Below are 16670 nucleotides of genomic sequence, written 5' to 3' on the forward strand. Positions count from 1 at the left end.
CAGGCGCCAGATGTGCTGATTTGGTCACTCTCCAGGATGGGCAAAAGCATGATGCGAGATTAGGCTGCAAGCGATCTCTCAGGGAGCTTGCCATGTATGCTGTTGGAATGTCGAACCCGATATTTCTGGATCGCCATGGATTATGGTCGGATATCCAGAAATATCGGTTTGAACAATTCGGGCAATTGTCGGAAAGGGCGGGTCAGGGAAGCGCTCGGAAAAGGCAGGGTCCGTGTTTTTATTTGGCGCATGATCCCGTTCCCTTGTCATTCTGCCGCGTGCCAGATCCGTTGCCGTATGGCGTGGATGCAGGGTTGGCGCCTTTGGTGGGTGAGACTGGCGGCTTCATCGACGGTGCAGGGGTGCCTGATCATTTGCATCGGGATACGGAGCGGCTGCTGCAAGAGATTCCGGTCGCAACACGCGCCGATGCTGATGGCCGCTGGAAGGATGTACTGGATGTGTATTTCCAGCATTGTGTCTCCCTGCTTTGGCCTGCCCTGCACGCGTTGATAGATTGGACTCAGGCTCCGGTATTTCTGGATAAAGAGTTGAAAGGCCTGATGCCGGGGAGGCGACGTAATCGCCGCTACGTGGACAAGTTATTGGCCGTCCGCTTACGGAGCGTTTGCATTACCAGTATGCCCCGCTTGGAGGGAATTTTCTGAGCCTGAACTATTCGTTGCCAATGCTACATTTGCAAAGCTGGCTCGGGCGCGAAGACGAGTTGGCAGCACAGGCACGGCAGAACCCATTTGCTTTGTTCATGCAGGTCGAACTGGAAGCTGCCCGGCAAGCTGCACCAGCGGATCGCCTGCAACGTAAAGTGCGTTTATTGCGTCAGCTATACGCGCACGGCTATGACAAAGCTGATTTTCATAGGCTGTTCGCTTTTCTGGATAACGCCATGGCGTTGCCGCCTGTGCTGGAACTGCAGTTTGTTCAGGTGTCCAATCAAATCGAAACCCAGGGAGTATCAGACATGGCATATATGACCAGCGTTGAGCGAGTGGCGATAGGGCGTGGGCGTTTGGAAGGCCGGGCTGCCGGTAGAGTGGAAGGCAAGGTTGAGGGCAGGGTCGAAGGTATGCGGGAGGCCGTGCGTTGCCTGCTGGAACAACGTTTTGGCAGTTTGTCTGAAAATGACCTTGAGCAGCTGGGGGCCCTGGATCAGGCCGCTCTGCAAGACTGCCTGATCCATGTTCTCAATACCCGCTCTCTCGAAGAGTTGCTGCGACGGCATTGATGCTGTTCCACGTTTGCGATGCCTTCTGCTTTGCTGCTTGAAGCGATGCCCTAAAAAATAGTAGAATAGCGGGCTTGCCCAATTTTTTCCATCAGAACGGGCGATGGCCGTTGCCTTGCAGCTGCCATGATGTGTTCTGAAATCGCGTGTCGTGCCACCAGGGTGCTGCGTAGTCCTCAGAACGGCGAATTCGCCATGAGGTGCGTGGTGCAGGTGCGGCGCCAGTCCAAACCCTAGGAGATTCATATGTCCATCAGCATGCGCGATATGCTCGAAGCCGGTGTCCACTTCGGCCACCAGACCCGTTACTGGAACCCCAAGATGGCTCCGTACATCTTCGGTCATCGTAACAAGATTCACATCATCAACCTGGAAAAGACGGTCGAAAAGTTCCAGGAAGCCGAAAAGTTCGTGCGTCAGCTGTCCGCCAAGGGCGGCACGCTGCTGTTCGTCGGCACCAAGCGCGCTGCTCGTGAATTGGTGGCTGAGGCCGCCGAGCGCAGCGGTTCGCCGTTTGTCGACAGCCGCTGGCTGGGTGGCATGCTGACGAACTTCAAGACCGTCAAGACCTCGATCAAGCGCCTGAAAGAAATGGAAGCCCTGGCAGCCGACGGCGGCCTGGAGCGTCTGAGCAAGAAGGAAGGCCTGCTGTTCCAACGCGAACTGGATAAGCTGAACAAGTCCATCGGCGGCATCAAGGACATGGGCGGCCTGCCCGATGCTCTGTTTGTCATCGACGTTGGCTACCATAAGATTGCCATCGCCGAAGCGCGCGCCCTGGGCATCCCGGTGGTGGCCGTGGTCGATACCAACCACTCGCCGGACGGTGTGGACTACGTCATTCCTGGCAACGACGACTCCGCCCGCGCCATCGCCCTGTACTCGCAAGTCATCGCCGACGCCGTGCTGGCTGGCCGCGAACAGCGCCTGAGCGGCCTGGTCGAGGAAGTGGCCCAGGCTGACGAAGAATTCGTCGAAGTGCAGGAAGAAGGCTCGGAAGAGGCCTAATTGCTGTCACGCCGCCTCCCTTGTCCTGAGGGAGGCGGGTAGTCGGCCTGTCGGGCACGGCTGACACCAGTTCCACGAGAGCTGGATCAATCAATCGAATCTGGAGTAGAAATGGCTGAAATTACCGCTGCGATGGTCAAGGAATTGCGTGAAAAGACCGACGCCCCGATGATGGAATGCAAGAAGGCGCTGACGGAAGCGGCTGGCGACATGGCTCGCGCCGAAGAGATTCTGCGCGTCAAGCTGGGTAGCAAGGCTGGCAAGGCTGCGTCGCGCGTGACCGCCGAAGGCCTGCTGGGCTTGAACATCTCGGCTGATGCCAAGCGCGGTGCGCTGGTGGAAGTCAACTGCGAAACCGACTTCGTGGCCAAGAATGACGATTTCGTCGCCTTCGTTGCCAAGGTTGCCGAACTGGTTGCCGACAAGAATCCCGCCGACGTCGAGGCGCTGTCCGCGCTGGAACTGAACGGCGAAACGGTTGATAGCGTGCGTACCGCCCTGATCGGCAAGATCGGCGAGAACATCACCATTCGCCGTTTCATCCGCAAGGAAACCCCGAACAAGCTGGCCAGCTATGTGCACAGCGGCCGTATCGGCGTTCTGGTTGAGTTCGACGGTGCCGACGAAGTGGGCAAGGACGTTGCCATGCACATCGCCGCTACCCGTCCGCAAGCGCTGGACGCCGATGGCGTACCCGCCGAGCTGGTTGCCAAGGAACGTGCCGTGGCCGAGCAGAAGGCTGCCGAATCCGGCAAGCCGGCTGAAATCGTTGCCAAGATGGTTGAGGGCTCGATCCAGAAGTACCTGAAGGAAGTTGCGCTGCTGTCGCAAGTTTTCGTCAAGAACGACAAGCAGACCGTTGCTCAGATGCTGAAAGAAAAGAACGCTGCTGTGAACAGCTTCACGCTGTTCATCGTCGGTGAAGGCATCGAGAAGAAGACGACTGACTTCGCCGCTGAAGTTGCCGCTGCCCGTCAGGGTTAAGTGTGCTGACAGGCTGTCGCTCCGGTGCTCGCGCGCCGGGCGACAGCCTGTTTTCTTGGTATGTTGCCAAGCCTGGGCCGGACGGCGGTTCCAGTGAATCACCAGGCACATTCAGCGCGCTGCCTCTGTCGCTGCGCTCGAATTTGTCGCCAGCCGTAAAATTCCACGCTGCCCCAGGGCAGCGTTTGCACAAACAAAGCTAAAATTCCGCCGAGCCGCTTCCAGGGAGTCATAGTGATGAGCAGTACAGCATATAAACGGGTTCTTCTTAAGCTTTCCGGCGAAGCCTTGATGGGCGAAGACGCCTACGGCATCAATCGCGCCACCATTGTTCGCATGACCGAGGAAATCGCCGAACTGGTTTCCATGGGGGTCGAGCTGGCGATCGTGATCGGTGGCGGCAATATTTTCCGAGGCGTGGCGCCGGGCGCCCAGGGCATGGATCGTGCAACTGCCGATTACATGGGCATGATGGCCACGCTGATCAATGCATTGGCCCTGCAGGATGCCATCAAGAACCGTGGCATCGACGCCCGCGTGCAATCCGCGTTGCGCATCGACCAAATCGTCGAGCCGTACATTCGTCCCAAGGCGCTGCGCTACCTTGAGGAAGGCAAGGTCGTCATTTTCGCGGCCGGTACGGGCAACCCATTCTTTACGACCGATACCGCCGCCGCCTTGCGCGGTGCCGAAATCGGAGCGGAAGCCGTGCTCAAGGCCACCAAGGTCGACGGCATCTACACGGCAGACCCCAACAAGGACCCGAACGCCACTCGCTATGCGACGATCAGCTTCGACGAAGCGATCGTCCGGCGCCTGGAGGTGATGGACGCGACGGCTTTCGCGCTGTGCCGCGACCAGAAGCTGCCCATCAAGGTGTTCTCCATCAACAAGCCGGGCGCCCTGAAACGCGCTGTCAGCGGCGCGGACGAAGGTACCCTGGTACACGTCTGATCACCGGCCTGGCGCGGCGCTGCTCCTGCAGAGGAGGGCGCTGCCACCAGGCCGATTTCAATACTGGAGCCAATCAAGCTCCGCTGCCGGATGCGGTTATGCCGCAACTGGCCATGAGCAGGCGCTCTTCAATAGAGGAATAAAGACATGAGTGTTTCCGAGATTCGCAAATCTGCCGATACTCGCATGCAGAAGTCCATCGAGGCTTTGAAGACCAATCTGTCCAAGATCCGTACCGGCCGCGCCACTGCAGCCATTCTGGATCACGTGCAGGTGGAGTACTACGGTTCGATGGTTCCCGTCAGCCAGGTTGCAAACGTCACGGTTGTCGATGCGCGCAACCTGAATGTGCAGGTCTGGGAAAAAAGCATGGTTTCCGTGGTGGAAAAGGCCATTCGCGAGTCGGACCTGGGTCTTAACCCCCAGACGCTGGGCGAAGGCATGCGCGTGCCGATGCCGGCGCTGACCGAAGAACGTCGCCGCGACCTGGCCAAGGTCGTCAAGGGCGAATCGGAAGACGCCAAGGTTGCCATCCGCAACCTGCGCCGCGAAGCCAACGAAGCGCTCAAGCGCCTGGTCAAGGATAAGGAAATTTCCGAAGACGACGAGCGTCGCGCCCAGGATGATATCCAAAAACTGACGGACCGCTTTGTCGCTGAAGTCGATAAACTGGTCAGCCAGAAAGAAGCGGAAATCATGACAGTCTGAAGTTCCGCCCGCGAGCGCGCAGCCTGCCGCGCTGCCTATGGCATGCTGCGCATCGGCTTTGCCATTTTTTCATAAGCCAGGGACGCGCTCGCAGGGCGCTGTTAAGATTCCGTCATGACAATTAGTTCTACCAAGGCCATACCCGTTGTCGGTGCCATTCCCCGGCACGTTGCCATCATCATGGACGGCAATGGGCGCTGGGCCACCAAGCGCCATTTGCCCCGCACTGCTGGCCACGCCAAGGGCGTGCGTGCCGTGCGCAGGGCAGTGGAAGCCTGCGGGCAGGCGGGGGTGGAGTACCTCACGCTGTTTGCATTCAGCTCCGAAAACTGGCGCCGCCCGGCCGAAGAGGTCTCGTTGTTGATGCGCCTGTTCATGCAGGCCCTGGAGCGCGAGGTCGACAAACTGCAGGAGCAGGGCGTCCGGCTACGCATCGTCGGCGATATTTCTCCGTTCGACCCCAAGCTGCGCGCCCTGATCGACGCAGCCCAGGCACGCACCGCCCATAATGAAAAACTCACGCTGACCGTGGCGGCGAATTATGGCGGACGCTGGGATATCCTCCAGGCGACCCAGAAGCTGCTGGCGGAAGCCGGGCGTGATCCGGCACAGCCTTTGTCCGAAGACGACATTTCCAGGCATCTCTGCATGGCATGGGCCCCCGAGCCCGACCTGTTCATCCGCACCGGCGGAGAACAGCGTATCTCGAATTTCCTCATCTGGCAGCTCGCCTACACAGAGCTGTATTTCACCGATCAGTATTGGCCCGATTTTGACCGGGCATCCCTGGAACAGGCGTTCCACTGGTATGCCACCCGGGAACGGCGCTTTGGCCGCACGAGTGCCCAGCTTGCCGAGACAGGGGCCAAGCAGCCATAACCGCCGCCTAGGCGACAGGAGAAGCACCCATGCTGGGAACCCGTATCGTCACTGCAGTTGCTTTGCTGATCGTGCTGGGAGGTGCACTGGCCTTGGGTACGCCGTGGCCGTTCATGCTGCTGCTGTCCGTGCTGACTGGCCTGGGCTTGTGGGAATGGTTGCGCCTGACCAGCCCCGTTCCGGCGGCTGCGGGTGCATCCCTGGGCGACACCCCGAAAACGGCTGGTGGCCCGATGGTTGCGGGCATTGCCGCCGGCGCGCTGACCATCATGCTGACCTGGCTCTGGCTGTCCAATAACGCGGCCAGCATAGGCCCCGTTGCCGTCACCTACGAAATCGCCACACGCGTAGTCATTCCACTGGCTGTGGCGCTGTGGGTGCTGATCGGCACCTATCAGGTCGTGCGCGGCGACGTGCATGCGCCAGCGGCAAACCCTTTCATGAGTCTCTTTGGCATCCTGGCGCTGATTGCCGCCTGGGCTTCGCTTGCGCTCATGTTCATGATGGGGCGCGGGCTGCTGCTGAGCTTCCTGGCAATCATCTGGTGCGCCGATATCGGTGCCTATTTTGCCGGCCGTGCGGTGGGCAAGCGCAAGCTGGCGCCGCGTGTCAGTCCCGGGAAATCCTGGGAGGGCGCTATCGCAGGCGTGGTCGCAGCGGTAGTGTGGGGCGCCGCCACCATGAACTGGGAAGGCAGTTTTGCGAACCATATGTTCCGTCTCTGGTCATATGCGGCATTGCCCTGGATTGCATTCCTGGCCATGCTCTCCATAGTCGGCGATTTGTTCGAATCATTGCTCAAGCGTCGCGCCGGAATGAAGGATTCCAGCGGGCTGCTGCCTGGCCATGGCGGTGTGCTCGATCGCATTGATGCTATCCTGCCGACTGCTCCGCTGGCCTTATTGCTGCTAATTTTTGGAGTCTGATGCTGTGACTATGTCCCCTAATGCAGGCCGTGCGGTTCGCGGCGAAACGGAATCGGTTCCGGACCGTGAAGGCCTGCCTGCCGCCGGTGCGTCGCCACAACGGGAAACCGTGATCATTCTTGGCGCGACGGGATCGGTAGGGGAAAGCACGCTCGATGTCCTGGGCCGGCACGCCGGGCGCTTCCAGGTGTATGCGCTGAGTGCGCGCACACGCATGGAACGTCTCGCTGCGCAGGCGCGCCAGCACCGTGCCCATGTCGTGGTGGTGCCGGACGATGCCGCGCGCGAACGCTTCGAGCGCGCCTACGGCACCGACCTGCCATTGCCTGAAATCAGGGTAGGGGATACTGCATTGGCGGAAACAGCCGCCGACCCCGGCGGCCATACTGTTGTGGCTGCCATTGTCGGCGCCGCAGGCTTGCCGGCGGCATTGGCCGCGGCCAATGCCGGTAAACGCATCCTGCTGGCCAACAAGGAGGCCCTGGTGGCTGCCGGCGGCCTGTTCATGAGCGCGGCCCGCAACCACGGTGCCCAGTTGCTGCCCATAGACAGCGAGCACAATGCCATTTTCCAGTGCTTGCCTGTCAAGACGGATGCGGCGACCGCCTGCGCAGCATCCGGCGTCCGCCGCCTGGTGCTGACCGCCTCTGGCGGCCCATTCCGGCGTTGCCACTGGAAAGACCTGGAAGCCGTCACGCCGGCGCAGGCATGCGCGCATCCCAACTGGAGCATGGGACGCAAGATTTCCGTAGATTCTGCGACGATGGTCAATAAGGGCCTGGAGGTCATCGAAGCCTACTGGCTATTCGGTATGTCGCCGGAACGGATAGAAGTCCTGGTGCATCCCCAGAGCATTATTCACTCCCTGGTCGAATACGAGGATGGTTCCATGCTGGCGCAGTTGGGCCAGCCCGATATGCGCATTCCCATTGCACACGCGCTGGGCTTTCCCGATCGTCTCGCCAACGGCGTGGGTCCGCTGGATCTGGCACGCCACGGCCGCCTGGATTTCGAACCGCCTGACTACGAGCGCTTTCCCTGCCTGGCGCTGGCCTATGCTGCCCTGCGTGATGGCCAGGGCGCCTGTATCGCGCTCAATGCCGCCAATGAGGTGGCAGTGGCCGCGTTCCTGGAGGGGCGCCTGCCTTACACCTGGATATCCCGGGTAATCGAGGCGGCCCTTGAATGGCATGGCGGACAGGCAGAACAGGCTCTCGATAGCCTGGATGCCGTACTCGATTATGATTTGCGTGCACGCCGCTATGTCGCCAACCTGGGACTGGCTGCCTGACGCTGGGCCGATTGCGGCACAGGCCTGCGGTTCCGCCAGTTTTTGCTGGCATGCAATGGAATTTATGTGCTTTATACCTTAATCACTTTTCTTGTCGCGCTGGGTATCCTGGTCACCATCCACGAACTGGGCCACTATAGCGTTGCGCGTTTTTTCAACGTCCGCATCCTCCGTTTTTCGGTGGGTTTCGGCCGCGTACTCTGGCAAAAACGTGATGCCCGGGGTACCGAGTGGGCGGTCTCCATGATTCCGCTGGGCGGCTATGTCAAGATGGCAGATGACGGCCTGGGCGGCGATGTTGGCATCGGTTCCGGCAAGGGCGTGCCGTTCAATCGGTTGAACGTCTATCGGCGCATTGCCGTTGTGCTCGCCGGCCCGGTTTGCAATCTTTTGCTGGCGGCGGTGCTCTACGCCATTCTGGGCATGATGGGCAGCCGCGAACCGCAGCCCGTGCTGGCCGATCCGCAGGAAGGCAGCGCGGCCGCGCTGGCGGGTGTAGCCAGCGGCGACAGGATCCAGGCCATAGATGGCCGCAAGGTCGAAACCTGGAGCGATGCGCGCTGGCTGCTGCTCGACAAGCTGACAGCGGGCGGTACCTTGCGCATGGACGTTACCGACCGCGCCGGGCAGCCGCGCCAGCGCCTGTTGGTTTTGCAGGGCGACAGACTGGAGCATGACGCCGATCCGCTGGTCGGCGCGGGCCTGGCCTTGCAGGCGGCCAATCCGTATATCCGCAGCGTGATCAGTGGCGGGGCGGGCGAGGCGGCGGGCCTGAAAGATGGTGACAAGGTGTTGCGCGCGGGCAGCCAGGAATCTCCCGATGTGCCGCGTTTGCTGGCCGAGATCCAGGCGCACGGTGGACAGCCGCTGGAACTGCGTGTGCGGCGTGGCAATACCGAGCTGGACCTGACTCTGGTGCCTGCTGAGGCGCGCCTGGAAGATGGCCGGGTAGTCGGGCGCATTGGTGCCCAGCTGGCAGCCGATCTTCCCATGGTGGATCGCCGTTACGGCCCGCTGGAAGCCATTTCCCATGGCGTCGTGCGTACCTGGGAGACCTCCTTGTTCACTTTGCGCATGATGGGCCGCATGCTGACCGGCACGGTTTCCTGGCGCAATATCAATGGCCCGGTCGCCATTGCTGACTATGCCGGGCAGAGCGCACGCGTCGGCCTGGATGCCTATATCGGCTTCCTGGCGCTGCTGAGCGTGAGTCTTGGCGTACTGAATCTTCTTCCTATCCCCACACTTGATGGCGGTCATCTGCTGTACTATTTCGCAGAAATCGTCCGCGGTCGCCCGTTGCCGGACAATTGGCTGGAAATCGGCCAGCGTTTTGGCATGATATTGCTGGCGGCGCTGATGGGATTGGCCCTGTTCAACGATATCGGGCGTATTGTCACCCGTCTTTTCAGCTAATTGCGTGTCATTTAAAATCCTTCGCCATTTGTCCGATCAAGGATCGTCCAGGATGTCTGTTTCTCGGAGTTTTCAGCGCAGCGGCCTCAAGCTCAAGCGCCTTGTTCTGCCCGGCTTGCTGGCCGCCTTGATCTGGCCGTCCGCCGCTAGTGCTTTCGATCCCTTCGTCGTGCGCGATATCCGCGTGGATGGCCTGCAACGCACCGACGCCGGCACCGTGTTCGGCTACCTGCCGGTGAAAGTCGGGGAAACATTCACGGAAAGCGATGCCTCGGCCGCGATCCGCCGGCTGTACGCCACCGGCTACTTCAATGATGTGCGCATCGAAACCGACAACAATGTCGTGGTCGTAGTCGTGCAGGAACGCCCGACCATCGCTGCCATCAACTTCAATGGCATGCGTGAATTCGACGCCGACGCCATCAAGAAGTCCCTGCGCGAAGTCGGCTTCGGTGAAGGCCGGATCTTCGACCGTTCCATGCTGGAGCAGGCGGAGTTCGAGCTCAAGCAGCAATACCTGGCCAAGGGCAAGTACGGCGTCGAGATCACCGCCACTATCACGCCGCTGCCGCGCAACCGCGTGGGCATCAACTTCGAGGTATTCGAAGGGCAGGTGGCCCGCATCCGCGACATTCACATCGTGGGCAACGAAGCGTTCTCCAGCAGCACGCTGCAGGATGAAATGCAGCTGACGACGCCGGGCTGGATGACCTGGTACACCGGTACGGACAAATACTCGCGCGAAAAGCTGGAAGGCGATATCGAAGCGCTGCGTTCTTACTACATGGATCGCGGCTATCTCGAATTCTCCGTCGAGCCGCCCCAGGTCACGATCTCCCCCGACCGCAAGGACATCTTCATCACCATCACTGTGCATGAAGGCAAGCCGTACAAGGTTTCCAATGTGAAACTGGCGGGCGACCTGCTGGGCCTGGACGACCAGTTGCAGAAACTCGTCACGGTCAAGGCCGGCGATACGTTCTCTGCCAGTGAAACCAACGCGACGGCGAAAGCCATCACTGATTACCTGGGCGACCTTGGCTATGCGTTTGCCAACGTCAACCCGAACCCGATCCTGAACCGCGAAACCGGTGAAACCGAGCTGACGTTCTATGTCGACCCGAGCCGCCGCGTATACGTGCGCCGCATCGAGATCGGCGGCAACACACGTACCCGTGATGCCGTGATCCGCCGCGAACTGCGCCAGCAGGAAGCGGCCTGGTACGACGCCAGCAATATACGCATGTCGCGCGACCGCGTGGACCGCCTGGGCTACTTCAATGAGGTCAACGTCAACACGCATCCGGTGCCGGGCACCATCGACCAGGTCGATGTCTCGGTCGACGTGAAGGAAAAACCCACCGGCATGATCAACCTCGGTATCGGCTACGGCTCCACTGAGAAGGCGATCCTGTCGGCGGGCATCAGCGAAGACAACGTTTTCGGCAGCGGTACCAACCTGACTTTCAACGTCAATACCAGCCGTTCCAACCGGTCGGCCGTTCTGTCGCACACTGACCCCTACTGGACGCGCGACGGCATCAGCCGCTCCACGTCGCTCTACTACCGCTCGATCAAGCCGTTCTACAACAACGACGGTGACTATCGCGTGCGCGCCATGGGCCTGGGCCTGAACTTCGGCGTTCCCATTTCGGAACTCGACCGGATTTTCCTGGGCGTCAACTACGAACGCAACGAACTGTCGCTCTACGACAATTCACCGCTGGCCTATGAAGAGTTCGTGCAAGACTACGGCTCCAAGACCAATGCCCTGATCTTCTCCATAGGCTGGGCCAAGGACAGCCGCGACAGCGCCCTGGCGCCCAATTCGGGCAGCTATACGCGCCTGAAGGCCGATTTCTCGACGCTGGACCTGAAGTACTACATGCTCAGTGCACAGCACCAATACTTCATCCCCCTTAACCGCAGCTTCACGTTGGCCTTCAACGGCATGGTGGACTACGGCAAGGGCTACGGCGGCAAGGGTTATCCGCTTATCAAGAACATCTATGCGGGTGGCCTCGGCACCGTGCGCGGCTACGAAGGCTCGTCGCTCGGCCCGAAGGATACCCGTACCGGCAACTACCTGGGCGGCTCCAAGCGCGTGGTCGGCAACGTGCAGCTGTATCTGCCGTTCCCCGGTGCGCAGCGTGACCGCAGCCTGCGCTGGTTCCTGTTTGGTGATGCGGGTCAAATCTACAGCGATAACCAGGATATCGACTTCGGCGATCTGCGTTATTCTGTCGGTGTTGGCCTGTCGTGGAACTCGCCGATGGGTCCGCTGCAAATTTCCTATGGCCGGGCGCTCCGTGACAAGCCGGGTGACGAAAAGCAAAGCTTCCAGTTCCAGATCGGAACCGCTTTCTGATTTCCCGGTCTATGATGCTGGTGGCACAATAACCTTTTGCTAAAATTTCCTTTCATTCAGGGATTTCTATGACGTCTGTTTCCGCGATCAAACCGTTTGCCTCGGCTCGCAGCAAGTATGCGAGCGTAGCTCGGCGTGTTTCCCTCGGTCTGTCGGCGTGCCTGGTTGCCGGCATGATGGCTGCTCCGGTGCAGGCTCAAGCCCAGGGCTCCAAGGTTGGTTTCGTCAACCTGGATCGCATCCTGCGTGATTCGGCGCCTGCCAAGGCTGCGCAAATCAAGCTTGAATCCGAATTCAAGTCGCGCGACGACGAAATCCAACGCCTGGCGAATGCCCTGCGTAGCGAGTACCAGAAGCTCGACAAGGACGGCCCCGTGCTGTCCGAGAGCGACCGCGTCAAGCGCGAGCGCAACATCTCCAATATGGATGTCGACCTGCAGCGCAAGCAGCGTGAGTTCCAGGAAGACCTGAACCGTCGTCGCAACGAAGAGTTCGGTGCGATCATCGACAACACCAATGCTGCCATTCAGCGTATCGCCGAACAGCAGAACTATGATCTGGTCCTGCAAAACGCAGTCACGGTCAATCCGCGCGTCGACATCACCGACCAGGTGATCCAGGCCATGGGCAAGTAAGGTTGCCTCATGCCTTTGTTGCTGGATGAGGTCAGGGCTCCGTCCCTGTCCGCACTGTTTGCGGAAGTCGATGCGCATGGCCTGCCTTGGCGCCTGGAAACCGGTGGTGCGGAAGAACCCCGCATCGCCGGCTTGGCGCCGTTGACGCATGCTGGCGCCAACGAACTATCCTTTCTTTCCAATCATCGCTATCTGGAACAACTGTCGCAGAGCGGGGCAGGGGCAGTCATCCTGCCAGCTGCCGCTGCGGCCGGCCTTCCGGCCAGCGTGCCTTTCGCCCGTGTCATCTGCGAACAGCCGTACCTGCTGTATGCGCGGGTGGCACAGTGGTTTGATCGTGCCCGCCGCGCAGGCAATGCGCCGTGCGTGCATCCTTCCGCAATTGTGGCCGAGGACGCCGTTATCGAAGCCGATGTCGATCTGGGCCCGTTCTGCGTGGTCGAGAGTGGCGCGGTCGTGAAGCGCGGCAGCATCATCGGTGCTGGCTGCGTCATCGGCGCCCGTAGCGTCGTGGGCGAGGATTCCCTGCTGTATCCGCGTGTCGTGCTCTATAGCGAAGTGCGCCTGGGCGCACGCGCCATTGTGCATAGCGGTGCGGTGCTGGGCGCTGATGGCTTCGGCTTTGCGCCAGATCCCACGCGTGGCGGCTGGAGCAAGATTCCCCAATTCGGCGGCGTGGTGGTGGGCAATGATGTCGAAATCGGCGCGAACACCACCATAGACCGTGGGGCGCTGGACGATACCGTCATCGCCGATGGCGTGAAACTGGACAACCAGATCATGGTTGCCCATAACGTCCATATCGGCATGCACACCGCCATTGCTGCCTGCGTCGGTATCGCTGGCTCCACCCACATCGGTGCGCGCTGCACCATTGGTGGTGCCTCGATGATCTCCGGCCATCTGGTGCTGGGAGACGACGTACATGTCTCCGGCGGTACGGCAGTGACATCCAGCATCACCAAGCCTGGCCGTTACACCGGTGTCTATCCCTATGCCGAGCATGGGGAGTGGCAGCGCAATGCTGCCGTGATACAGCAGTTGGGCTCCCTGCGCCGTCGCGTGCGCGCTCTGGAAAAAGATTAATCGCCACTCCGGCGCCGGCGGCAGCACGCAGAACAGCCCTGCAGGCCGGCGACCGTCATGACTTAGGTACTGCATTTATGGAATTGGATATCAAGGGAATTCTGGATCGGCTGCCGCATCGCTATCCCATGCTGCTGATTGACCGCGTGATCGAAATGACGCCGGGCAAATCCATCGTCGCGATCAAGAATGTCAGTATCAACGAGCCGTATTTCACCGGGCATTTCCCTGATCTGCCGGTCATGCCTGGCGTGCTGATCCTGGAAGCAATGGCCCAGGCTGCCGCGCTGTTCTCGTTCTCGAATGATTCCGGTGATGATTCCGGCATCGGCGCCAGCAATGGCAATGTCTACTACTACGTCGGCATCGACAATGCGCGCTTCCGCCGCCCCGTCGTGCCAGGCGACCAGCTGCGCATCGAAGTTGAGGCCGTGCGCCTGAGCCGCGTCATCTGTAAGTACAAGGGACGCAGCCTGGTTGATGGCAACGTGGCTGCCGAAGCTGAATTCATGTGCGCCATTCGCCAACGGAACAGCTGAACATGAGCGTAGAAATCCATCCCACCGCGCAGGTAGACAGCCGTGCGGAACTTGCTGACGGCGTCAGCATCGGTGCTTTCAGCATCATCGGCCCCAATGTGCGCATTGGGGAAGGAACCTCCGTCGGCCCTCACTGCGTCGTGGATGGGTTGACGACCATCGGCCGCAACAACCGTTTTTACCGGTTTTGCTCCATTGGCGGCGAGCCTCAGGACAAAAAGTACGCCAACGAACCGACCCGCCTGGAAATTGGCGATGGCAACACGGTGCGCGAATATGTGACCTTCAATACCGGTACGGTACAGGACAACGGTGTTACGCGCATCGGCAGTGACAACTGGATCATGGCGTACGTTCACGTCGCGCATGACTGCATCATTGGCGATCACACCATCCTCGCCAATGGCGTGCAGCTCGGCGGCCACGTGCACATCGGCGACTGGGCCATTCTGGGCGGGCTGAGCGGCGTGCACCAGTTCAGCAAGATTGGCGCGCACGCCATGATAGGCGGCAACAGCTCGCTGATGCAGGATGCGCCGCCCTATGTGCTGGCAGCGGGCAACCCCTGCAAGCCGCATGGCGTCAATACCGAAGGCCTGCGTCGCCGTGGTTTCGATGCGGAGTCCATCTCTGCACTGCGCGAAGCCTATAAGCTGGTTTATCGCCGCGGCCTGACGCTGGATCAGGCAGTGGCAGCCATCGCAGCACTGGCCGTTGAGCGTCCGGCTGCCGCTGCGGCACTGGCCGTCATGCAGGAGTTCCTTTCGGGCGTCACGCGCGGGGTTATCCGTTCATGATTTCAGGTGTGGGACTGGCCAGGGACGCGGGCGAGCCTGTGATCGGCATGGTCGCCGGGGAACCCTCGGGCGACCTGATCGCCGCACGCGTCCTGGCAGGTTTGCAGCAGCAGGTACCGAACCTGCGTTGCCAGGGCATAGGCGGCCCGCGCCTGCAGGCGCAAGGCCAGGAAATCTGGCACTCCATGCATGCGCTGACCGTCTTCGGTTATGTCGATGCGCTCAAGCGGCTGCCTTCGCTGCTGCGTACCTACGGCGACGTCAAGCGTCGCTGGCTGGCGCAGCCGCCCGGCGTCTTTGTGGGCATCGATGCGCCTGACTTCAATCTCAAGCTGGAACTGGCCTTGCGCCAGGCCGGCATCCCCACCGTGCATTTCGTCGGCCCATCCATTTGGGCCTGGCGCTATGAACGTATCCACAAAATACGTGAAGCTGTCTCGCACATGCTGGTGCTGTTCCCCTTCGAAGAGGAGCTGTATCGCAAGGAAGGCGTACCGGTGACCTATGTCGGCCATCCCTTGGCCGGCAATATCCCTATGCAACCCGATCGCGCGGCGGCGCGCAGGCGCCTGGGCCTGTCGGGCAATGAACGTATCCTGGCAGTCCTGCCGGGCAGCCGGCGTTCCGAAATCGAATTGATGGCGCCGCGCTTTTTGCAGGCTGCACAACAACTGTGCCGGGACGAGCCCGGACTGGTTTGCCTGGTGCCCATGGTCAATGCCGAGCGCAAGGCTCAGTTCGAAGCCGTGCTGCGGCAACACCCTGTGCCAGGATTGCGCTGCGTCACCCAGGAAGATATTGCGCTGGAAGGGCAGGAGCGTGACAACTGGCCTGTAGCCTGGCATGTCATGGAAGCCTGCGATACGGCTCTGGTAACCAGCGGTACCGCTACGCTGGAAACGGCGCTGTTCAAGCGCCCGATGGTGATCTCCTATGTGCTGTCGCCCTGGATGCGGCGCCTGATGTCCTGGAAATCAGGCCAGCAACGTCCCTATGTACCCTGGGTCGGCCTTCCCAATGTCCTGTTGCGCGATTTCGCTGTGCCGGAATTGTTGCAGGAAGACGCTACGCCCGAGAAATTGGCTCAAGCCGTCAGGGCGCAATGGAATGATGCACCCGGGACGGCCCGCATCGAAGAACGGTTTGCCGAAATGCATGCTGTCCTGCGGCAGGACACGGCTCGGCTGGCCGCCGATGCCATACTGGAGACTGCCGAGCATGGAGCAGGCTGATCTATTCGCGATTGCTGCGCCGTCGGTCGTGGAGATCGCTGGCGTTGACGAAGCGGGCAGGGGACCGCTGGCCGGGGCCGTCTATGCTGCTGCGGTCATCCTGCCGGAACGGCATGACATTGCCGGCCTGGCAGATTCCAAAGTCTTGTCTGCCAGACAGCGCGACAAACTGGCGCTGCAGATTCGCGAGCAAGCCCTGGCCTGGCATATCGCCTGTGCTACCGTCGCGGAAATCGACACCTTGAATATCCTGCACGCGACCATGCTGGCCATGCGCCGCGCGGTTGAAGGACTGGGCGTGCATCCTGCGCTGGCGCTGATAGACGGCAATCGCGTGCCGCCCGGGCTGCCGTGCCAGGCGCGCGCCATCGTCAAGGGCGATGCGACCGAGCCCGCCATTTCTGCGGCCTCCATTCTCGCCAAGACGGCGCGCGACGCTGAATTGCTGGTCTTGCACGAACGCTATCCCCTATACGGTTTCGACCAGCACAAAGGTTATGGTACGGCGCAACACCTGGAGGCCCTGCGCACCCATGGCCCATGTCCGGAACACCGCCGCAGCTTCGCGCCGGTACGCAAAAGCCTCGAGTCCTGAGCCCGG

At 60.8% G+C, this 16670-nt stretch carries 17 protein-coding genes; all 17 read left to right on the plus strand.

Features of this window, described 5'->3' with window-relative positions; translation table 11 throughout:
- Positions 1-92: 92 nt before the first annotated feature.
- The 17 genes from ACEW7X_RS08610 to rnhB all read left to right on the plus strand — a co-directional run bounded on the left by ACEW7X_RS08610 (position 93) and on the right by rnhB (position 16664).
- Entirely contained in the window at positions 93-668 is a 576-nt protein-coding gene (locus ACEW7X_RS08610) for a hypothetical protein (protein ID WP_420177078.1), read from the plus strand.
- Complete coding sequence (locus tag ACEW7X_RS08615) at positions 629-1246, plus strand: hypothetical protein (RefSeq protein WP_420177079.1); 618 nt, start codon at positions 629-631, stop codon at positions 1244-1246. Before ACEW7X_RS08610 ends, ACEW7X_RS08615 begins: the two co-directional genes overlap by 40 nt.
- Positions 1247-1492: 246 nt before the next feature.
- Complete coding sequence (gene rpsB / locus ACEW7X_RS08620; protein WP_068372306.1) at positions 1493-2254, plus strand: 30S ribosomal protein S2; 762 nt, start codon at positions 1493-1495, stop codon at positions 2252-2254.
- Positions 2255-2365: 111 nt separating this feature from the next.
- Positions 2366-3238 carry a translation elongation factor Ts gene (gene tsf, locus ACEW7X_RS08625; RefSeq protein ID WP_130487047.1) on the plus strand — a complete coding sequence of 291 codons (873 nt, stop codon included), beginning with the start codon at positions 2366-2368 and terminating at the stop codon, positions 3236-3238.
- A 237-nt stretch (positions 3239-3475) separates the two neighbouring features.
- Positions 3476-4192, plus strand: a complete 717-nt coding sequence (gene pyrH / locus ACEW7X_RS08630; protein WP_068372300.1) for a UMP kinase — start codon at positions 3476-3478, stop codon at positions 4190-4192.
- A gap of 147 nt (positions 4193-4339) precedes the next feature.
- Entirely contained in the window at positions 4340-4900 is a 561-nt protein-coding gene (frr, locus tag ACEW7X_RS08635) for a ribosome recycling factor (RefSeq protein ID WP_068372298.1), read from the plus strand.
- A 114-nt stretch (positions 4901-5014) separates the two neighbouring features.
- Positions 5015-5779: a polyprenyl diphosphate synthase gene (uppS, locus tag ACEW7X_RS08640; protein ID WP_420177080.1), complete on the plus strand. Its 765-nt coding sequence runs from the start codon at positions 5015-5017 to the stop codon at positions 5777-5779.
- Between the two features lie 29 nt (positions 5780-5808).
- Positions 5809-6705, plus strand: coding sequence for a phosphatidate cytidylyltransferase (locus tag ACEW7X_RS08645; protein ID WP_068372292.1), 897 nt, complete (start codon positions 5809-5811; stop codon positions 6703-6705).
- 4 nt (positions 6706-6709) lie between these two features.
- Entirely contained in the window at positions 6710-7996 is a 1287-nt protein-coding gene (locus ACEW7X_RS08650) for a 1-deoxy-D-xylulose-5-phosphate reductoisomerase (RefSeq protein WP_242611452.1), read from the plus strand.
- Positions 7997-8062: 66 nt separating this feature from the next.
- Positions 8063-9412: an RIP metalloprotease RseP gene (gene rseP / locus ACEW7X_RS08655; protein ID WP_068372289.1), complete on the plus strand. Its 1350-nt coding sequence runs from the start codon at positions 8063-8065 to the stop codon at positions 9410-9412.
- A gap of 52 nt (positions 9413-9464) precedes the next feature.
- Positions 9465-11780 (plus strand): outer membrane protein assembly factor BamA, encoded by a 2316-nt coding sequence (gene bamA, locus ACEW7X_RS08660; protein ID WP_130487048.1) that lies wholly within the window; start codon positions 9465-9467, stop codon positions 11778-11780.
- A gap of 68 nt (positions 11781-11848) precedes the next feature.
- A complete protein-coding gene (locus tag ACEW7X_RS08665; RefSeq protein ID WP_068372283.1) occupies positions 11849-12415 on the plus strand; it encodes an OmpH family outer membrane protein in 567 nt (188 codons plus the stop codon).
- 9 nt (positions 12416-12424) lie between these two features.
- Positions 12425-13501, plus strand: a complete 1077-nt coding sequence (gene lpxD, locus ACEW7X_RS08670; RefSeq protein WP_420177081.1) for a UDP-3-O-(3-hydroxymyristoyl)glucosamine N-acyltransferase — start codon at positions 12425-12427, stop codon at positions 13499-13501.
- A 77-nt stretch (positions 13502-13578) separates the two neighbouring features.
- Entirely contained in the window at positions 13579-14040 is a 462-nt protein-coding gene (gene fabZ, locus ACEW7X_RS08675) for a 3-hydroxyacyl-ACP dehydratase FabZ (RefSeq protein ID WP_068372276.1), read from the plus strand.
- A gap of 2 nt (positions 14041-14042) precedes the next feature.
- Positions 14043-14837 (plus strand): acyl-ACP--UDP-N-acetylglucosamine O-acyltransferase, encoded by a 795-nt coding sequence (gene lpxA / locus ACEW7X_RS08680; RefSeq protein ID WP_068372274.1) that lies wholly within the window; start codon positions 14043-14045, stop codon positions 14835-14837.
- The gene (gene lpxB / locus ACEW7X_RS08685; protein ID WP_068372270.1) at positions 14834-16069 is read left to right on the plus strand and encodes a lipid-A-disaccharide synthase; all 1236 of its coding nucleotides are present in this window, start codon (positions 14834-14836) and stop codon (positions 16067-16069) included. The genes lpxA and lpxB overlap by 4 nt, the downstream gene beginning before the upstream one ends.
- Positions 16056-16664 (plus strand): ribonuclease HII, encoded by a 609-nt coding sequence (rnhB, locus tag ACEW7X_RS08690; RefSeq protein ID WP_068372267.1) that lies wholly within the window; start codon positions 16056-16058, stop codon positions 16662-16664. The genes lpxB and rnhB overlap by 14 nt, the downstream gene beginning before the upstream one ends.
- Positions 16665-16670 lie beyond the last annotated feature (6 nt).

Origin of the sequence: Kerstersia gyiorum, assembly GCF_048595715.1 — a bacterium.
In the GTDB taxonomy this organism is placed as follows: domain Bacteria; phylum Pseudomonadota; class Gammaproteobacteria; order Burkholderiales; family Burkholderiaceae_B; genus Kerstersia; species Kerstersia gyiorum.